At 65.8% G+C, this 18,414-nt stretch carries 20 protein-coding genes; 6 read left to right on the top strand and 14 right to left on the bottom strand.

Annotated elements, in window-relative coordinates; translation table 11 throughout:
• Window positions 1-105 precede the first annotated feature (105 nt).
• The 3 genes from LG367_RS06850 to LG367_RS06840 form a co-directional block, all read right to left on the bottom strand.
• On the bottom strand, window positions 106-3,054 hold the full coding sequence (locus tag LG367_RS06850; protein WP_226468470.1) for a peptidoglycan-binding protein: 2,949 nt from the start codon (window positions 3,052-3,054) through the stop codon (window positions 106-108).
• 45 nt (window positions 3,055-3,099) lie between these two features.
• Window positions 3,100-3,687 (bottom strand): lysozyme inhibitor LprI family protein, encoded by a 588-nt coding sequence (locus LG367_RS06845; RefSeq protein WP_226468469.1) that lies wholly within the window; start codon window positions 3,685-3,687, stop codon window positions 3,100-3,102.
• A 68-nt stretch (window positions 3,688-3,755) separates the two neighbouring features.
• The gene (locus tag LG367_RS06840) at window positions 3,756-4,307 is read right to left on the bottom strand and encodes a hypothetical protein (RefSeq protein WP_226468468.1); all 552 of its coding nucleotides are present in this window, start codon (window positions 4,305-4,307) and stop codon (window positions 3,756-3,758) included.
• 232 nt (window positions 4,308-4,539) lie between these two features.
• Between LG367_RS06840 and LG367_RS06835 the strand changes: the two genes are divergently transcribed.
• The 5 genes from LG367_RS06835 (at window position 4,540) to LG367_RS06815 (ending at window position 8,887) form a co-directional block, all read left to right on the top strand.
• Window positions 4,540-4,794 carry an FAD assembly factor SdhE gene (locus LG367_RS06835; protein ID WP_226468632.1) on the top strand — a complete coding sequence of 85 codons (255 nt, stop codon included), beginning with the start codon at window positions 4,540-4,542 and terminating at the stop codon, window positions 4,792-4,794.
• Between the two features lie 16 nt (window positions 4,795-4,810).
• Window positions 4,811-5,218 carry a hypothetical protein gene (locus LG367_RS06830; RefSeq protein ID WP_226468467.1) on the top strand — a complete coding sequence of 136 codons (408 nt, stop codon included), beginning with the start codon at window positions 4,811-4,813 and terminating at the stop codon, window positions 5,216-5,218.
• A gap of 24 nt (window positions 5,219-5,242) precedes the next feature.
• Entirely contained in the window at window positions 5,243-6,484 is a 1,242-nt protein-coding gene (locus LG367_RS06825) for a lipoprotein-releasing ABC transporter permease subunit (protein WP_226468466.1), read from the top strand.
• Window positions 6,477-7,193 carry a lipoprotein-releasing ABC transporter ATP-binding protein LolD gene (lolD, locus tag LG367_RS06820; protein WP_226468465.1) on the top strand — a complete coding sequence of 239 codons (717 nt, stop codon included), beginning with the start codon at window positions 6,477-6,479 and terminating at the stop codon, window positions 7,191-7,193. The genes LG367_RS06825 and lolD overlap by 8 nt, the downstream gene beginning before the upstream one ends.
• A 104-nt stretch (window positions 7,194-7,297) precedes the next feature.
• Window positions 7,298-8,887: an alkaline phosphatase D family protein gene (locus tag LG367_RS06815; RefSeq protein WP_226468464.1), complete on the top strand. Its 1,590-nt coding sequence runs from the start codon at window positions 7,298-7,300 to the stop codon at window positions 8,885-8,887.
• Window positions 8,888-9,016: 129 nt separating this feature from the next.
• Here the strand turns inward: LG367_RS06815 and LG367_RS06810 are convergent, their stop codons facing one another.
• From LG367_RS06810 to LG367_RS06760, 11 genes are all read right to left on the bottom strand, one after another.
• On the bottom strand, window positions 9,017-10,033 hold the full coding sequence (locus LG367_RS06810; protein WP_226468463.1) for a tetratricopeptide repeat protein: 1,017 nt from the start codon (window positions 10,031-10,033) through the stop codon (window positions 9,017-9,019).
• Entirely contained in the window at window positions 10,033-10,488 is a 456-nt protein-coding gene (locus LG367_RS06805) for a cytochrome c-type biogenesis protein (protein ID WP_226468462.1), read from the bottom strand. Before LG367_RS06805 ends, LG367_RS06810 begins: the two co-directional genes overlap by 1 nt.
• Window positions 10,485-11,063: a DsbE family thiol:disulfide interchange protein gene (locus tag LG367_RS06800; protein WP_226468461.1), complete on the bottom strand. Its 579-nt coding sequence runs from the start codon at window positions 11,061-11,063 to the stop codon at window positions 10,485-10,487. The genes LG367_RS06805 and LG367_RS06800 overlap by 4 nt, the downstream gene beginning before the upstream one ends.
• Window positions 11,060-13,015, bottom strand: coding sequence for a heme lyase CcmF/NrfE family subunit (locus tag LG367_RS06795; RefSeq protein ID WP_226468460.1), 1,956 nt, complete (start codon window positions 13,013-13,015; stop codon window positions 11,060-11,062). Before LG367_RS06795 ends, LG367_RS06800 begins: the two co-directional genes overlap by 4 nt.
• Window positions 13,016-13,489: a cytochrome c maturation protein CcmE gene (gene ccmE, locus LG367_RS06790; protein ID WP_226468459.1), complete on the bottom strand. Its 474-nt coding sequence runs from the start codon at window positions 13,487-13,489 to the stop codon at window positions 13,016-13,018. It lies immediately after the preceding gene.
• Window positions 13,486-13,656 carry a heme exporter protein CcmD gene (locus LG367_RS06785; protein ID WP_226468458.1) on the bottom strand — a complete coding sequence of 57 codons (171 nt, stop codon included), beginning with the start codon at window positions 13,654-13,656 and terminating at the stop codon, window positions 13,486-13,488. The genes ccmE and LG367_RS06785 overlap by 4 nt, the downstream gene beginning before the upstream one ends.
• Entirely contained in the window at window positions 13,653-14,411 is a 759-nt protein-coding gene (locus tag LG367_RS06780; RefSeq protein ID WP_226468457.1) for a heme ABC transporter permease, read from the bottom strand. Before LG367_RS06780 ends, LG367_RS06785 begins: the two co-directional genes overlap by 4 nt.
• 205 nt (window positions 14,412-14,616) lie before the next feature.
• Window positions 14,617-15,066 (bottom strand): azurin, encoded by a 450-nt coding sequence (gene azu / locus LG367_RS06775; protein ID WP_226468456.1) that lies wholly within the window; start codon window positions 15,064-15,066, stop codon window positions 14,617-14,619.
• Between the two features lie 152 nt (window positions 15,067-15,218).
• Window positions 15,219-15,920, bottom strand: a complete 702-nt coding sequence (gene ccmB, locus LG367_RS06770) for a heme exporter protein CcmB (RefSeq protein ID WP_226468455.1) — start codon at window positions 15,918-15,920, stop codon at window positions 15,219-15,221.
• Window positions 15,913-16,563, bottom strand: coding sequence for a heme ABC exporter ATP-binding protein CcmA (gene ccmA / locus LG367_RS06765; RefSeq protein ID WP_226468454.1), 651 nt, complete (start codon window positions 16,561-16,563; stop codon window positions 15,913-15,915). The genes ccmB and ccmA overlap by 8 nt, the downstream gene beginning before the upstream one ends.
• A 138-nt stretch (window positions 16,564-16,701) precedes the next feature.
• A complete protein-coding gene (locus LG367_RS06760) occupies window positions 16,702-17,187 on the bottom strand; it encodes a DUF3293 domain-containing protein (protein ID WP_226468453.1) in 486 nt (161 codons plus the stop codon).
• A 78-nt stretch (window positions 17,188-17,265) separates the two neighbouring features.
• Here LG367_RS06760 and LG367_RS06755 point away from each other — a divergent pair, with 78 nt between their 5' ends.
• Window positions 17,266-18,411: a pyridoxal phosphate-dependent aminotransferase gene (locus LG367_RS06755; protein WP_226468452.1), complete on the top strand. Its 1,146-nt coding sequence runs from the start codon at window positions 17,266-17,268 to the stop codon at window positions 18,409-18,411.
• The last annotated feature ends 3 nt before the right edge of the window (window positions 18,412-18,414 follow it).

Here is an 18,414-nt window from a genome sequence, read left to right as displayed (position 1 = left end):
ATCGGGCCGGTCTTTCCGCGGCCTGAACAAATCGAACAAATAAGCGCATCTCTCAGATGCGCTGCCGCTTGGAGGCGGCAGCGCATCGTTGACATCGAAGGCGCGTCAGGCGTAACCCATTGCCGCCGGTTGCTGGCGACGCTCTTGTTCCTGCTGGCTGCGATGCTGGTCCTGCGCGCGGATGTTGATCAAGACCTGCGTCGCCTGCTCGCTGCTTTCGCGCATCGGCTGCTGTAGAGCCTGTTGCGTGCTGATCGCATCGGTACGGATGTTGAGTTCCGACAGATTGCCCTGCGGACTGTTCTGCACTACGCGCGCGAGCGAACCGTCACGGCTCAGTTCCACGCGATCCACGCGGTTAATGCGTTCACGGACCGCCTCCACGGTCAGCGCCGCGGCAAGTCGCTCGCTGTGTTCGCCCGGGACGACGCCACGTTCCCTTTCGGCTGCCTGGACTGCGCGCAGCACCTGGTTGAACAGCGGGTTGTTCGGATTCTGCGGATTCGTGAGCAGATCGGGTGAACCTGCCTGCTGTGGCTGCTGCGGATTGGCCGGCGCAGTCTGTGCTCCGGGTTGGGCCGGAGTGACGGGAGCGGTCTGCGCTCCGGGCTGGACCGGAGTGGCGGGGGCCGTCTGCGCACCCGGTTGAGCCGGCGTGGCGGGCGCGGTCTGCGCACCCGGCTGAGCCGGCGTTGCGGGCGCGGTCTGCGCGCCGGGTTGAGCCGGAGCGGCAGGCGCGGGCTGCGCCGGGGTTGCAGGGGCTGGCTGCGTCTGGCCCTGTGTGCGTTCACGCGCGGCCGTTTCGATCGCGCGACGGGTGGCTTCGTCGGCGATGCCGGTCTGCGGCAGGTCATGGCCGCGCTGGAAATCACGGACTGCGGTTTCGGTCTGTGTGCCGTAGAAACCGGTCGGAGCGATCGGCTGTCCGCGGTTGTCGCGGAACTGCACGCCGAGCTTGGTCAGGTCTTCCTGCAATTGGCGCACGGAATCCCCGCGCTCGCTACGCTGCAGGCGGCCATCGGCCAGCGGATCCTGAGAATGGCCCTGGGCGCGCTGGGGATTGTTCCAATACGCTTCGGGATCGAGGAGCCGGCCGTTCGGATCGCGCATCTGATAGTGCACGTGCTGCGCATAGTCGCCTGCGCCTCCCGGGCCGCGACCTCCCATCGTGCCGATCGGATCGCCTGCCTGGACGCGGGTCGGCGGATTGGTCACCTGCACCGAGCGCGAATCCATGTGCAGGATTTCGTGCATGTTGCCCTGGTCGTCGCGGATCTTCACGGTGCCGTAGCTGCCGCCCGAGAACACCACTTCGCCGCTGACCGGCGAGCGCACGGTGGGATGGCGCAGGTTGGCGCCGGATTGTCCGCCGACGTAATTGAAGTCGACACCGCCATGATCATCGTGCTGGCCGTTGAGGATGCGCGGGCCGAAGTCGCTGGTGATGTGCGGAGCGACGCCGTTCTGCGGCGGCAGCATGATCCGCATCACGTCGTTGAACGATTGCGGGCCTTGTGCCGCAGGCGCGGGATTGGCGGGCGGCGTCTGCGCACCTGGCTGAGGCGGAGTCGTTTGCGCCGGTTGAGGCGGTGCGGTCTGCGCCGGCTGAGGCGGGGTGGCCTGCGCCGGTTGAGCCGGTGTGGCCTGAGCCGGTTGAGGCGGCGCGGTCTGTGCTGGCTGAGGCGGCGTGGCCTGTGCCGGCTGCGGCGTGGTCTGCGTCTGGCCCTGCGCGCGTTCGCGCGCGGCGGTTTCGACGGCGCGGCGGGTGGCCTCATCGGCGATGCCGGTGGGGTTGATTCCGTGTGTCTGCTGGAAGGTCCTCACCGCATCGCGAGTGCCGTCGCCGTAGTAGCCGTCGGCAGTGAGCGGCTGACCGTTGCGCTCGAGGGCGCCAAGAGTCCTCAGATTGTTCTGTAATCCCCGGACTTCACGGTCGATCGATCCCAGGGTGGCGGGGCCGGCCTTGCCGTCGACCGGCTCCAGGCGCGCGCCCCGCTGATAGGCTTCCACCGCCTGCTTGGTCTCGGCGGTGAACTGGCCGTCCACCTGCAACGGCCTGCTTTGGGCATCGGTGATGCCCAGGCCAGCCAGATTGGATTCGAGCTTGCGGACTTCCCGGCCGCTTTCGCCCTGTTCGAGCACGGTATTGGCCCTGCTCGGCGTTCTGCCGGGAAGAGAAGCCAGGGCTTGCTGGACGTCCGGATTGTTGCGTTCGGTGGTGGGGTCGTAGTTCGGCCTGCTCACTTGCGCGTGAGCGCGATCCATCGCCTGCCGTCTGTTCGGATCGGCGTAGTTGGCCTCATAGCCCTCCGCCACGGACGCCGCCTTGGGGCCGGCATAGAAGGAGACTGCTCCTTGAATCGCCCTGGCTTCTCCCAGCAGCGCATCGTAATCGCCGCCGTTCCTGAGGACGCCTTGCAGCCTGTCCAATCCGCCCGGGTACTGGTTGGCGGTCTTGGCGAGGATGTTGATGGCTTCGAAGCGGCGATCCTCGGGGATATTGCGGCCATCCCTGTCGAGGATCGTCATCGCGGTCTGGGTCGCGTTCCTGACCTGCGGATAATCGATATTTGCGTGGATCCAGCGCTTGCCTTCGTCGGAGGCCGCCCAGGCGTTGATGCTGTCGCGGGTATCGGCATCGATGAAGGTGATCGAGGACCGGCGCGTGCCGCCCCGCGTGAGCCCGCCGTCGCCATGGCTGAGCAGATCGGCGCGGAGCTGGGCCTGGTCGTCGGTGAACCTCAGGCCATGCTGTCTGGCGTAGGCCGAGGCCTGTCCGATAATGGCATCCACATAGGTGGTTTCACCCGGATTGAGCGGACGGTCTCGGATCGCGCCCAGCGGCCAGGTGCCGCGCTGTCCTAGATCGACCTGGATCGTGCCGATGCTGTAGCCGCTGTTCGCCGCCACGGCACTGACTGTTCCCCATTCGTTTCCGCTCACGCCGGCGACCGACAAGCGGTACGACGCGCTACCGCCCTCTGTGCCGCGACCGACGGTGAAATAGACCGCTCCCGCAGTGGCGTCGAGATTTCGGGTATCGATGTTCGTCATGAATCACTCCTTTGACTGTGTTTTCCTGGATGTTTGTTACTTTTGTTACTGGAGTTTCGCCAACTCCAGATAGTTCTCTAGGCGATTGGCGCGTTCGCAGATGCGCAGCATTTCGTTTTCGACGCTTTGAAGATTTCCCATCTGCCCAAGTTGGTCGAAAACCGAAGCTTCGAACGCGCCGTCTTTCTCTTGAAGTTGAATCCATGCGCGTTGCGCTTCCACGATTTGGTCGCGCTGCTTGCCTTTGAGCAAGCCGATGAGTTCCTTGTAGACACGATTCAGTCTCGCGTCTTGGCGACCCCGCTCATCGGTGAGGCAGTCGGCCTTGGCGATCGTATCGGTATCCGCGCGTTCCATGCATGTGGTGAAGGTTTGCGTAATCCCCTTCGTTTTCGGCAGCGCGCCGGGGTCCTCGCTGGAAGAGGGCTGCTTTTCGGACGCGGGCGCCGAATCGTTGGCGGAGTCCATGCCGGCGGCGGGTGCGCTCGCGGCGGCAGCGGCCGACGCGGTCGTGGCCGATGCGACGGCCGGAGCCTTGTTACCGTCGCCGGCGGGTTCGCCGCCGGCCTTGGCGCAGGCGGCCACGCAGAAGCCCAGAAGCAGCGTCGGCAGTAAAAGATTTCGATGGTTCATTTCGTCGTTTGCTCCTGACAGACAATCGTCGCGTTGGATTCGTATCGCACGATAGCAGGACACTGCGCCTATCGAGATGGCGGCGCTTCGCCCGGAAACGCCTTCCCGAACGCCGGGTCCACGATCTTGGTCAGGGTCCAGCACTGGTCGCGGCGAAAGGTGTAACGGAGTTGCGCATCGGTGTCCGGCACTTCCAGCACGATGGTGGCGGATTTGTCGTCGGCCGAGATCTCACGGTACTGCAGCTTTTCCTTGGCTTGCTGCGCGCGATCGGGCATCACCGGGAAGTGGAGTTTTTCGCGAGGCAGCGGTTCGCTGGATTCGGCGGGCTCGGGCTGCGCGTTCCAGTCGATGAAGGCGGTGTCCACGGTGTCGGCGGTGAAGGCCTTCTGCAGGGCAGGGTCTTCGGCGAAAGCGTTGACGAAGCTTTTCAGGTCCTGCGAGGGACAGGCGATGCCAGGCTGCGGCGGATGCTCCGTCGCTGCGGCCGGTGTCGCTGGAGTCGAGGCGCTCGCCGGCTTGGACGAGTCGCAGGCGGAGAGCGTGAGCAACAGGGCGGCCGCGAAACCGAGCAAGTACCGAACTGGGGCGGGATGCGGGCCAAGACGAAAAGCGGTCATGCAGAGTCCGTTTGAAGATGAGGTCGCCGACGTAGCGTGCATCGGGGGCCTAATGCCTGTCCATGGCATCGCGTGAGTGCTTCGGCGTGATTACTATCTCGTCTCCGAGCCCGTCTTGCAAGAGTGGCCGGCCGCCTGTCAGACAGGCCGGGAGCCCGGCCGGATGGACGCCGCGCAGCTTGATGCGGCCGGGATTGTGGTGCGATTGTGGTGCGAAGAAGAGGAGACACGTGTGGATCAGGAAGCGGAGCTTCGGCGCCTGCGTTGGCGCAGCCGTCGCGGCATGCGTGAACTCGATCAGCTGTTCAATCGCTGGCTGGACCAGCGCTATGCGCAGGCTTCCGAGGCCGAACGCGGGGTTTTCCTACTGTTGCTGGACTGCGAGGACGATAGGCTGTGGAAGTGGTTCCTCGGCCATGAACGTCCCGCAGATGCCGAACTCGATGCGCTCGTCCAATCGATTCGCGCCCTCCCGCCCGCGGGCTAAAAGGCTCGGGGGCAGGGTGGCCTGGCGGCCTTCGCGCCTCCTGAGCGCGATCCTCGTCGCGTTCGCATTGCTGGCGCCGTTGGCCGTGCTGGCTTCGGAGATGCCGCGCGCGGCGGCATGGCCGCTGGCGTTGGCGGCCTTCGTGTCCGGGCTGTTCAATGCATATCGGGAAGCGGGAAGACCGGCCTGCGACATCGTGATCGCGGCCGGCGACGCCGCATCCACGATCGACGGGCGGATTGCCCGCGATCTGATCGTCATCTGGCGGGGACCGCTTGCGTTCCTGCGTTGGCGCGACGAGGACGACCGCATCCGGCGGCTCGCCTTCTGGCCGGATACATTGCCGGCCGGACAGCGTCGTGAACTGCGGCTGGCCGCCGCCGGCCAGGAAATTACGCGGTCGAGGGCTTCGGTGGCACCATAGCGGCTGTTTTGGCAGCCGCATCCCATGTTCAAACCCATCCCTGTCGCCATCGGTCTGCGCTACCTGCGTGCCAAGCGCCGCAACGGCTTCATCTCCTTCATCTCGCTGGCTTCGATCCTCGGCATCGCCCTGGGCGTCGCCGCGCTGATCACCACCTTGGCGGTGATGAGCGGTTTCCAGCGCGAGATTCGCGATCGCATGCTGCAGATGGCCGCGCACGCCACCATCACCGCCGACGGCGACGTGATGGAGGACTGGCAGCGCGCCGTGGCCGAGGCCTATCGCGATCCGCGCGTGGCCGGCGCCGCGCCGTTCATCGAAACCCAGGCGCTGTTGACCGGCGTCCGCAAGCAGCCGGCGATCATCCGTGGCGTCGATCCCGAGGCGGAAAGCAAGGTCTCGGTGATCGCCGACAAGATGACCCAGGGCAAGCTGTCCGACCTCAAGCCCGGTTCCTTCAACATCGTGCTTGGCCGCGAACTTGCGACCTGGATGGGCGTGACCATCGGTGACAAGGTCGTGGTGCTCACCGACATTCGTGCCACGCCGATGGGCGCGATGCAGCAGCTCAAGCGCTACACGGTGAGCGGCATCTTCGAGGCGGGCTATCAGGATTTCGATCGTGGCCTGGCGGTCGTCAATCTGCGCGACGCGCAACGCGTGCTGCGCATGGGCGATGGCGTCAGCGGTGTGCGTCTGAAGTTGCACGACATGGATCTGGCCTGGGACGTGGCGCGTGATCTCGCGCTCCGGTTAAAGGGTCCGTACCGCATCACCGACTGGAGCACCGACAACGCCAACATGTTCCGCGCGTTGAAGCTCGAGAAGACGATGATGGCGATCCTGCTGTCGCTGATCATCGCCATGGGCGCGTTCAATCTGGTGTCCTCGCAGGTGATGCTGGTGACCGACAAGCAGGCCGACATCGCCATCCTGCGCACGCTCGGCCTGACGCCGCGCGGCGTGATGCAGGTGTTCATGGTGCAAGGTTCGCTGATCGGCATGATGGGAACGGTCATCGGCGTGGTCGGCGGCATCCTGCTCACGCTCAATCTCGAACACATCCTGCGCGCGATCGAAAAAGTCATCGGTGTGCAACTGATGCCGGAGGACGTGTACTACATCACCGGCTTGCCGACGCAGCTGGAAACCAGCGACGTCGTCAGCATCGCCATCGTCGCGCTGGTGATGGCCTTCCTGGCCACCATCTACCCGGCATGGCGCGCGGCGCGCACGGCACCGGCGGAGGCGCTGCGTTATGAATGATCATCTGCAAGCCGCGGCGGGCCACGTCCTGCAGGCGGAGAAGCTCGGCAAGACCTATGCAGAGGGCAAGCTGCGCACACCCGTGTTCGACGGGCTCGACTTCCATGTCGATGCCGGTGAAACCGTGGCGATCCTGGGCGCGTCCGGCGCCGGCAAGAGCACGTTGCTGCACCTGCTCGGTGGCCTCGATACGCCGACCGCCGGCGAAGTGTTCGTCGCCGGCCAGAAAATGAGCGCGCTTTCGGATGCCGCGCGCGGCCAGCTGCGCAACAAGGCGCTTGGTTTCGTGTACCAGTTTCACCACTTGCTGCCGGAGTTCACCGCGCTGGAGAACGTGATGCTGCCAGTGCTGTTGAACGGCACCGACGTTCGCGAGGCTTCGCAGCGCGCGCGCGGCTTGCTGGAATCGGTCGGCCTCGGCCATCGACTCGAACACAAGCCCGGCGAACTGTCGGGCGGCGAGCGCCAGCGCGCCGCCGTGGCGCGCGCGCTGGTCAACAAGCCGGCCTGCGTGCTCGGTGACGAGCCGACGGGCAATCTCGACGAGAAGACCGCGGCCATCGTGTTCGATCTGATGCTGGAGTTGAATCGCGCACAGCGCACGAGCCTGGTGATGGTGACGCATGATCGTCGTCTGGCGCGTCGCCTGGATCGCGTGCTGGAGCTGCACGAAGGCAAGTTGAGGGAAGTGGCGCCCGCGAACGTGTGACGTCCTTCAACCTGTCGTGTCGGCGGGTATTGCAAGACTCGGCATGCAACCAACCTGCAATGTGGATCGGATAGCTTCGGCTGAACGTCACACCGGCCGCCGTCATGTCCGACTCCGATCTTTCGCGCCGCCGTTTCCTGCGTCATTCCGGAGCCGCGCTCAGCCTGGGCGCGTTGCATTGCGCGCTGCCGGCGGTTGCCGCGCCGGCATTGCTGACGGCGGAATCGGCGCGGCCGAAGTTGCCCTACGGCATCCAGTTCGGCGATGTGGAGCCGGGCGTCACCACCGTTTGGGCACGCGCCGATCGCGTGGCGCGAATGTGGGTGGAGATCGGTGACGAGGACGGCTTCCGCCGCGCGCGCCGCCTGTGCGGTCCGCTGGCGACGGAGGCGAGCGACTTCACCGCGCGTCTGGATGTGTCGCTGCCACCGGGATCGTCGGCGCGGCGTCTGGTGCGTGTGGGATTCGAGGACGCGCACAGCGGCATCTTCAGCGACTGGACGCAGGGATTGCTGCGCCCGGCACCCGCGGCATCCACGCGGTTGCGGCCGGTGCGTTTCGTCTGGGGCGGCGACGTCGCCGGGCAAGGCTGGGGCATCAATCCCGAATTCGGCGGCATGCGTATCTTCGAGGCCATGCGTCAGCGCGACCCGGATTTCTTCCTGCATTCGGGCGACACGATCTACGCGGATGGACCGATCGCGGAGGAAGTCACCGCGGAAGGCGGCCGCATCTGGCGCAATCTTGTCGCCGAGGGCGTGCACAAGGTCGCCGAGAGCCTGGACGAATTCCGCGGCCGCTATCGCTACAACCTGCGTGACGAGAACGTGCGCCGTTTCGCCGCGCAGGTGCCGCAGCTGTGGCAGTGGGACGATCACGAGACCGTCAACAACTGGTCGCCGTCCAAGGATCTCAACGCCGATCCGCGCTATACCGTCAAGGACATCGATGTCCTGGTCCGGCGCTCGCGTCAGGCCTTCCTCGAATACTCGCCGCAGCGCCGCAGCCGCGATCCGCAGTCGACGCGCATCGATCGCGTCGTCCATTACGGCCCGCTGCTGGACGTGTTCCTGCTCGACATGCGCAGCTATCGAGGTCCGAACACCGACAATCTGCAGCCGGTTTCCGGGTCGGAGACCGCATTCCTCGGCGGGCGCCAGCTGCGCGAACTCGCTGAAGGATTGCGCCGCTCGCGCGCGGTCTGGAAGATCGTCGCCGCCGACATGCCGCTCGGATTGCATGTGCCCGACGGTGTCGATGCGCAGGGCAAGCCGCGCTGGGAAGCGGTCGCCAATGGCGAGAACGGCTTGCCGCGCGGCCGTGAGCTGGAGTTCGCGAAGCTGCTGCACGACATCCGTCATGTGGACAACGTGGTCTGGCTGACGGCCGATGTGCATTACTGCGCCGCGCATTACTACGATCCGAACCACGCGGCGTTCCAGGATTTCTCGCCGTTCTGGGAATTCGTCGCCGGGCCCTTGAATGCCGGTGCGTTTGGCCCGAACGCGCTCGACGGCACGTTCGGCCCGCAGCTGGTCTTCCAGAAGGCGCCGCCGGCACCGAATGCCTCGCCGCTGGCGGGGTATCAGTTTTTCGGCGAAGTCAACATCGATCCCGACACGCGGGCGTTGCGCGTGAATCTGCGCGATATCGGCGGCGAAAGCGTGTTCGAGCGCATTCTGCAAGCCGCGTGACGCGCGGCACGGACGGCGTTTAAATTCGTCATTCCCGCGAAGGCGGGAATCCAAGGACGTTCGGTCCGATCATCGTGGCCTTGATGAAAGTCCATGGATTCCCGCCTTCGCGGGAATGACGAGCATAATCTAGTGCCCGATGACGAGCTCGACCGGCGCTTTCGCCGGCAGACTGATCTGCACCGGCTTCGATTCGATATCGCCATCCTGGCGCATCGCCTGGCCGCTCTCGGACAGGCGCGCGAAGATTTCCACGTCCTTCAACGCGGATAGCTTCTGCGTCGGCATGGGGCTGTCGCCGTCGTCGAGCGTGACCGTCAGCGGCAGATCCTGCAGACGATGTTTCTCGACCGCCACCGGCATCGGCGGCCCGCCGGGAACACGCGCGATCACGAAGACGCTGGTGTCGCCGCGCAGGCGCACGCGCGAGGCGAAATCCGGATCGAGCGCGACTTTCACGGTCAGCGCATTGGCCGAAGGCGCGGCCGCCGGCGCCGCGGGCAGAGGCGGCAATCCGGCTTCCTGACGCGCGGCATCGATCTGCACGCGCAGCGTGGCGAGAGCGGCCTGGTCCGTCACCTGTGTGAGCAACGGTTCCCAGGTTGCCGCGGCTTCCGCGGCTCGGCCTTTCTGGCGTTGCGAGGCGCCCAAGAACCAGCGGGCATGCTGGTTCGTCGGCTCCAGCTGCAATGCATGCTGCAGCATCGCCACGGTTTCCGCGTCGAAGGATTTCTGCGGATCGGACATGAGGCGAGCCTGCGCGGCTTCCAGCAACAGTTCCGGCTCGTCGGGAAGCAGTTTCACCGCGCGCGCGTAGGCATCGCGCGATTCGGTCTGGCGATCGAGCGCGGAATAGGTGCGTGCCAGCAACACCCAGCCCTCGGCGCGATCAGGATTGCGGGCGAGGGCGGCTTCGAGCTGGGCGACGGCTTCCTCCGGTGTCTTCGGCGCGGTCGTCGACACGCTCAGGGCGGCGGGCATGCCGACGAAGTGATAAAGCGCCAGCGACGACAGGCCGAACACGACCAGCATACCGAACGCGACGATGCGTTGGCGCTTATCGGCGGGACGTTTCCAGAGCGGCCAGAGCACGAAGCCCAGCACGAGCAGGGTCAACACGATGGCGATGGCGGCAAACAAGGTCATCACCACTCCTGATCATCGTTCGGTGCGGCAATCTCGCGGCGAGAGCGTTTGCTCACGATGCGGTACAGAACAAACGCACCCACAAGCAAGAGCAGCGCCGGCCCGAACCACAACAGCCAGGTGGTCGGTTCCACCGACGGCTTGTAGAGCACGAATTCGCCGTAACGGGCGACCAGATAATCCTTGATCTCGCCGTTGGATTTGCCCTCGCGCATCAGCTTGAGCACTTCGCGGCGCAGGTCATGGGCGATGGGGGCGCTGGAGTCGGCGAGCGACTGGTTCTGGCACATCACGCAGCGCAGTTCGGCGGTGAGGTCGTGCAGACGCTCTTCTTCGGCGGCATCGCGGAATTGCAGTGGCGTCGAGTCGTTGTTCGCCTGCGCGTGCGCGGGTGCCGCCAGCAGGGATGCCAGCGTCAGCACGCATGCCGCGACGAGGTACGCCAACCGGTTCATCCGCCGCGCTCTGCCTTTTCGATTTGCGGGATCAATTCGTTCTTGATGATTTCGTCGGTCAGCGCGCCGACATGCTTCCAGCGCACGATGCCCTTGGCGTCGACGAGGAAGGTTTCCGGCGCGCCGTAGATGCCCCAGTCGATGGCCGCGCGGCCGTCGTAGTCGGTGAGCACCAGCATGTAGGGATTACCGAACTGCTCCAGCCACTTCAGCGCCTCGGCGTGCTCGTCCTTGAGGTTGTAGCCGATCACGCGCACGCGCTTGGTCAGCGCGAATTTGCTGAGCACGGGATGCTCGACACGGCATTCGGGACACCAGCTGCCCCAGACGTTGAGCACGTAGGGCGCGCCGAGCAGTTCGCGCTTGCTCACCAGGCGGCCGGATTCATGCAGCACCGGCAATGCGAAATCGGGCGCGGGCTTGCCGATCAGCGGCGAGGGCAGGGCTTCGCGATCGGCGCGATCGGATTGGCGCACACCGTAGAACAGCAGTCCGGCCAGCGCGACGAACAGCAGCACGCCGATGGCGAGGCCGATCTTGGAAGGGCCCTTGCGAGAAGAAGCAGTCTCGTTCATGCGGGCTCCTGCGACGGGCTCCTGGACGACTTGTCCGCGCGGAAACGCCGGTCAGTGGCGGTGATGAAAGCACCGAGCGCCATCAACACCGCGCCGAACCAGATCCAGCGAACGAAAGGCTTGATGTGCACGCGCACCGCCCAGGGACCGTTGGCGCCCTTGGCGGGATCGAGCGGTTCGCCGAGCGCGACGTACACGTCGGCGAACAGACCGGGCTGGATGCCGGCCTCGGTCATCACCTGGCCGCCGCTGGCGTAGGCGCGTTTCTCCGGTTCGAGCGTGGCGAGCGGGCGTCCGTTGTGCGAGATCTGCACGCTGCCGCGATCGGCGACGTAGTTGGGCCCTTGCGTCTCGGTCACGCCGTCGAAGCGGAAGGTGTAGCGTCCGAGTTCTACCGACTGTCCGGGTTTGAGCGCGAGTTCGCGCTGCACGTTCTGCGCTTCCACCAGCAACGCGCCGACCAGGAACACGGCGATGCCGGTATGCGCGAAGGTCATGCCCAGCATTTCGGGCGTGAAGCGACGGCCGCTGCTCTTGAAGCGTGTCCAGACGAAGCGGGCGGTGCCGAGCAACACCCAGCCCGAGGCGGCGATGCCGGCGGCCGTCTTCCACGCGCCCTGTGGCGCCAGGAAGTAGGCGATCGCACCGAGCACCAGCGCCAGCACGGCCCACGGCGCCAGCATGGCCAGCGGCTTGGACGCCTGTTCCCGTTGCCAGCGCGTGAGCGGGCCGAAGGGCAGCAGCAACACCAGTGGCGTCATCAGCAGGAAGAACAGCAGCCCGAAGTAGGGCGGGCCGACCGAGATCTTGCCGAGGTCGAGCGCATCGGCCAGCAGCGGATACAACGTGCCGAGCAACACCATGCCGCAGGCCGATGCAAGCAGGACGTTGTTCGCCAGCAGCAGCGTTTCGCGCGAACTCGCGGCGAAGGGCGCGCCTTCCTCGAAACGCGGTGCGCGTAACGCGTACAGCAGCAGCGAGCCGCCGATAACGATGACGAGGAAGATCAGGATGAACAAGCCGCGCGTCGGATCGGCGGCGAAGGCATGCACGCTGGTCAGCACACCTGAGCGCACCAGGAACGTGCCGAGCAGCGACAGCGAGAACGCGGCGATGGCGAGCAGCACCGTCCAGCCGCGGAAGCTGCCGCGCTTCTCCGTCACCGCTTGCGAATGCAGCAGCGCGGCGCCAGCGAGCCAGGGCATGAAGCTGGCGTTCTCGACCGGGTCCCAGAACCACCAGCCGCCCCAGCCGAGTTCGTAATACGCCCACCACGAGCCGAGCGCGATGCCGCAGGTGAGCAGCCCCCAGGCGACGTTGGTCCACGGCCGCGTCCAGCGCAGCCAGCGTGCGTCCATGCGGCCATCGATCAGTGCCGCGATGGCGAAGGCGAACGGCACCACGAAGCCGACGTAACCCAGGTACAGCATCGGCGGATGGATGATCATCCCCGGGTCCTGCAGCAACGGATTGAGATCGCGGCCTTCCTCGGCGGCGGGCAGCAAGCGCTCGAACGGATTGGAGGTGAAGATCAGAAACGACAGGAAGCCGATGCTGATCAGTCCCATGATGCCGAGCACGCGCGCGACAACCTGCTGTGGCAGTTGTCGCGAGAACTCCGCCACCGCCGCGGTCCATCCCGCGAGGATCAGCGCCCACAGCAGCTGCGAACCTTCGTGCGCGCCCCAGACCGCGGTGTAGCGGTAGATCAGCGGCAGCAGCGAGTTGGAATTCTGGGCGACGTAACGCAGGGAGAAGTCCTGCATCACGAACGAGACCGTGAGGATCGCGAATGCGACCAGCACCATGATCAGCTGCGCATAGGCGGCGGGGCGCGCGACCGCCATCCACGCCGCGTTGTTGCGCTGTGCGCCGACCAGCGGCAGCACTGCTTGCAGCAGCGCGACCAGCAGCGCCAGGATCAGCGCGACCTGTCCGAGTTCGGGCAGCACTTACTGCGCTTCCGGAGGCGTTTGCACGCCGTGCTTCTGATGCGCGAGGCCCATCTTGTCGGCGACTTCCTTCGGCACGTAAGTTTCGTCGTGCTTGGCCAGCACTTGCTCGGCGACGAAGGTGCCGCCCTGCATGCGTCCGGTGGCGACCACCGCCTGCTTCTCGCGGAACAGATCCGGCAGGATGCCGGTATAGACGACGGGCAGCTGCGCATCGCCGTCGGTGACGAGGAAGCGCGCTTCCATCGAACCGTCGGCGCGCTTGAAGGAATTCGCCGCCACCATGCCGCCAAGGCGGAACTTGGCGGCGCCGGAGGACACGCTGTCGCCGGCCTTGCCGCTGAGGATTTCCGCGGGCGTATACAGATAAGCCACGTTGCGCTGCAGGGCGAGCACGACCAGCGTGGTGGCGAGCGAGGCGGCGGCGACCACGCCGAGGATCAACCAGAGACGGCGGCGACGGGTAGGATTCATCGCGTCAGTTCTCCACCGACATTGACCTTGGCGGCTTGCTTGCGCGTGGCGAGCAGGTGCGCGCTGCGCAACTGCTGGCGGATGCGCAGGCGCGGTGCCAGCCAGTCCCAGAGCATGACGACGGCGAAGACCAGATACGCCGCGACCACATAATTCAAATAGTTCATCGCGATTCCCCTGTGCCCGTCGCGAGTTTCGTCACCCAATCCTTGCCCGCTTCGCGCCGCAGGTTGTCGGCGCGCGCGCGCGCCAACAGCGAGCCGACGAACCAGACGTGCGTGCCGATCACCATGGCGAACAGCGGCGGCAGCATGCTGGGATCCATCTTCGATCCGCCCGTCAGACTGATCGTCTGGCCCTGGTGCAGCGAATGCCACCAGTCGACGGAGTAGCGAATGATCGGCAGCAACACCACGCCGACGATGGCCAGCAGACTGGCGGCGCGTGCGGCGGAACGACGATCGTCGATGGCGTGGTAGAGACCGATGATGCCGAGGTAGAGGAACAGCAGGACCAGTTCGCTGGTCAGGCGCGGGTCCCAATCCCACCACGTGCCCCACATCGGCTTGCCCCAGATCGAGCCGGTGACGAGCGTGATCAGGGTGAAGCCGGCACCGATCGGCGCGCAGGCCATCGCCAGGATCTCGCACAACTTGATGCGCCAGATCAGCGCGATCGCGGCGTAGATCGCCATCAGGCCGTAGACGGCCAGGCTCATCCACGCGCTCGGCACGTGAACGTAGATGATGCGGAAGCTGTCGCCCTGCTGGTAATCGGCCGGCACCGCGAACAGCCCCTGCCAGATGCCCCAGGCCATGATGACCAGCCCCAGCCCATATCCCCAAGGCGCCCAGCGCGCGGCGAAGCGGTCGAAATAAGGCGGAGAGCCGAGTTGGTGGAACCAACGAACGACGGGGTTCATGTTGCTGGGAGGACTCGGTTTCGGACGACTGACGGTTGTGGCCGCTTCCGGGCAGGCATCTGGAGGCGATCGGCGGCGATCGAGTCGAAAACCTGTACGTACCGCGGCACGACGTGGCGCAGGATACCAGCCCGGCGGATGGCCGAGAATCGTCCACGACGACGAGCATGGCAGAGCCGTTCTAGTGAACGGCTCTGGCATATGATCACGGTTTGAGTGTGATGGTGCCCTTCATCAGGGCCGAGTGGCCCGGGAAGCTGCAGAAGAACGAGTAGGGACCGGCACCGAGTTTGGAGACCGGGAAGCTGACCGAGGTGCTTTCGCCGCCGCCGACCACCTTGCTGTGGGCGATGACGCGCGCGTCGTCGGCCTTGATGTAGTCGCTGGCCAGACCGGCCTTGATGCCGTCGGTGTCGATGCCGGGGATGTCGGAAGTCGCCGCCACCACCACGTTGTGGCCCATCACCGTCTTCGCCAGCTTGCCGCTGTGCTTGAGGTTGATGGTGAAGGTCTTGCAGCTCTTGCTCACGTCGATGTTGGCGACGTTGTACTTCATCGCATCGGTGCCCTCGATATCCACCGAACAGCTAGCGGCGGCGAAGGCGGAAGGGGCCAGCGCGGAAAGCGCCGCGGCGAAGAGAAGTTTGCGGATCATGGAGATGGCCTCATGGCTGGGTTGGACCGGCACCTGGCTCGGCGTGGGCGAAAGGTAATCTCTATTACTCTTTGTGTCGATCGTGCCGGGGCTGCTGCAACAGACCGTATCAGCTTGGCGTCCCGGCAAGCCGTCTCTCAGCTGAGCGCGACTCAACTCAGTGCGATCCGGATCGCCGCCGCCGCCGCGAGCGGGGCCAGCACCAACGCCAACACCAGGCCGGCGCCGAGCAGGAGCAGAGCGCCCGTCACGTCCAGCCCTTGCGCGCTGGCGGCGACGCTGCCAGCGCCGAACACCAGCACCGGCACGTACAACGGGAGCGCCAGCAAGGCAACCAGGATGCCGGAGCGGCGCATGCCGACCGTCAGCGCCGCGACCACGGCGCCGAGCAGGCTCAGCAAGGGCGTGCCCAGGACCAGGGATGCCATCAGCACCGGCAGCTGTTCGTGTGGCAGGTGCATCAGCTCCGCCAGCAGCGGCGCGAATACCAGCAATGGCAGGGCGGTGGTCGCCCAGTGGATCAGCGTGCGCATCAGGACCAGCCAGCTCAGCGGCACCGGCGCCAGCATCCATTGTTCGAGCGAGCCGTCCTCGGCGTCGCCGCGGAACAGCGTGTCCAGTGCCAGCAAACCCGAGAGCAGGGCCGCCACCCAGAGCACGCCCGGCGCCACCGTCGCCAGGATCTTGGTCTCGCTGCCGAGCGCGAGCGCGAACAGCACGATCACCAGCAGCGCGAACAGGGCCGGTTGCAGGGCATCGCCGCGGCGGCGCCAAAGCAGGCGCAGGTCGCGAATGAGCAACGCCTTGGCGGAGCCGAGCAGGCCAGGAGAGGCCGCGGCCGAGGACTCATGCATGGCCACGCTCCAATACCAGCATCCGAGTCCTCACCGGTGGCGCGGCATAGGCGCCATGCGTCGTCACGAGCGCGGCACCGCCGTCGCGCAGGTGCGCTTGCACCATGCGGTTGACCAGTTCGATGCCGCCCAGGTCGAGGTTGGCGTAAGGCTCGTCGAGCAGCCACAACGGCGCCGGCGACAACCACAGGCGCGCCAGCGACAGCCGCTTTTTCTGGCCAGCGGAAAGTTGCCGCGCCAAGGCATCCTCGTAGCCGGCCAGGCCCACCGTCGCCATCGCGCTTTCCAGCGGCAGATGGGCGCGACGTCCATGCAGGCCGCACAGGAATTGCAGGTTCTCGAGCGCGCTGAGGTCCGCCTTCAACGCCGGCAGATGGCCGAGGTAGGCGACGGTGGTCGCGCGTGTCACCGCCGTCGCCGGTTGTCCGTGGATATTGATTTCGCCTTCGTCGCCGCGCAGCAGCCCGGCCAGCACGCGCAGCAGCGTGGTCTTGCCCGCGCCGTTGTCGCCTTGCACGAGCAAGGCCTCGCCGGGCTCCACCGAGAATTCCAGTGGCCCGAACACCGGTAGTTCGTTGCGCGTGAAGCGCAGCCCGCGGACTGCGAGGAGAGGAGCCGCGCTCAGCCGATGCCCTATCGGCATCGGCTGCGGCTCCGAGCGCCCAGCCAGGGACGGCTGGGCCGTGCGGCCTGAAGCCTGCACAGTGACGCCATGGATGGCATGGGCAATTTCGTGATGAAGGGAATCTTGGGCATCAGGCGGGAAATGTCGGCGAACACATCATCTTAGCCAGTCGACCCACTCGCCGCCGTCAAATTCGGGTGGACGCGGTGCATCGACACGCAGCCGGGCCAAGCCGCCGCGCATCCACCAGACGCCGGCCAGCTGCCTGAAGCGCCGAAGCAGCGCATCGAATTCGTCGACCGGCAACCCCATCGCGATCCAGCCCGGCTCGCGCCACGCCCGATTTCCCGCCGACGCATAGGAAGGGCAGAAGGGACGTCCGCTGGCGACCAGTTGCGCCTGCAGTTCGCGGTCGGCGTCGCGGTTGACCGATTCCTCGAGATGGATCGAATGCGGATTCCACGCCGAGATCGCCCCGAAGCCATCGACATCCGGATAGAGCCGCTCCAGCGCCGCCACGGGCTGACCGATGGCGAAGGCATGCCATTCGCCATGATGCTGCCAGTAATACTTGGCAGCCACATAGGCGCGCACCAGCGCAGGGACGGGAGGTGCCCCTGGCGTGTCCGGAGGAGTCGACATCGATTAGGTTTAACCCATCACAAAGCATCCGTAAACTGCTGGACTCCCACGTCGCGACTCTCCATCGGAATCCCTCCCATGCCACAGACGAAACTGCCCAAGGTCGGCACCACGATCTTCACCGTGATGTCGCAACTCGCCGCCGAACACGGCGCGGTCAACCTCGGGCAGGGCTTTCCCGACTTCTCAGTGCCGCAGCGCCTGGTGGACGAACTCGACCGCGCCATGCGCGCCGGGCACAACCAGTACGCACCGATGACCGGCATCCCGTCGTTGCGCCAGGCCATCGCCGCCAAGACCGAACGCGTCTACGGCTATCGTCCTGACGCTGATACGGAAATCACCGTTACCAGCGGCGCCACCGAGGCGATCTTCAACGCCGTGCACGCGGTGGCGCATGCGGGCGACGAAGTGATCGTGCTCGATCCAGCCTATGACAGCTACGAACCGGCGATCGACCTCGCCGGCGCGCGCGCCGTGCACGTGCCGCTCGACCCGCGCACCTTCGCGCCCGACTGGCAGCGCGTGCGTGAGGCGATCACGCCGAAGACGCGACTGCTGATCATCAACAGCCCGCACAATCCTTCCGGCGCGATGCTTTCGGCCGACGACATGGCCAGCGTCGCCGAATTGCTGCGCGATACCGGCATCTTTCTGTTGTCGGATGAGGTGTACGAGCACATCGTCTTCGACGGCGCGCGCCACGAGTCGGCATTGCGTTACCCGGAATTGCGTGAACGCGCCTTCGTCGTGTCCAGCTTCGGCAAGACCTATCACTGCACCGGCTGGAAGATCGGCTACTGCATCGCGCCGCCGAAGCTGTCGGCGGAATTCCGCAAGGTGCATCAGTACAACGTGTTCTGCACCTTCGCGCCGGCGCAACATGCCTTCGCTGCGATGCTGGACGCCGAGCCGGAGCATTACGAGCAGCTCGGTGCGTTCTACCAGGCCAAGCGCGACCGTTTCCGCGAACAACTGTTGACCACGAAGCTGGAGCCGCTGCCGGTGCCGGGCGGCTATTTCCAGTTGGTCGACTATTCGGCCGTGAGCGACCTCGACGATCTCGCCTTCTGCCGCTGGCTCACCACGGAGAAGGGCGTTGCCGCGATTCCGCTATCGCCGTTCTACGAAACACCACCGGCCGGCCAGCGCCTGGCGCGCCTGTGCTTCGCCAAGAACGAGGCCACGCTGGACGCCGCCATCGAACGCCTGCAGAAGCTGTGATCG

It is taken from the genome of Luteimonas panaciterrae, assembly GCF_020511115.1.
GTDB classification, from domain to species: domain Bacteria; phylum Pseudomonadota; class Gammaproteobacteria; order Xanthomonadales; family Xanthomonadaceae; genus Luteimonas; species Luteimonas panaciterrae.
The sequence above is the reverse complement of the archived record's forward strand: the minus strand, read 5'-3'. Positions and strand labels throughout refer to the sequence as shown.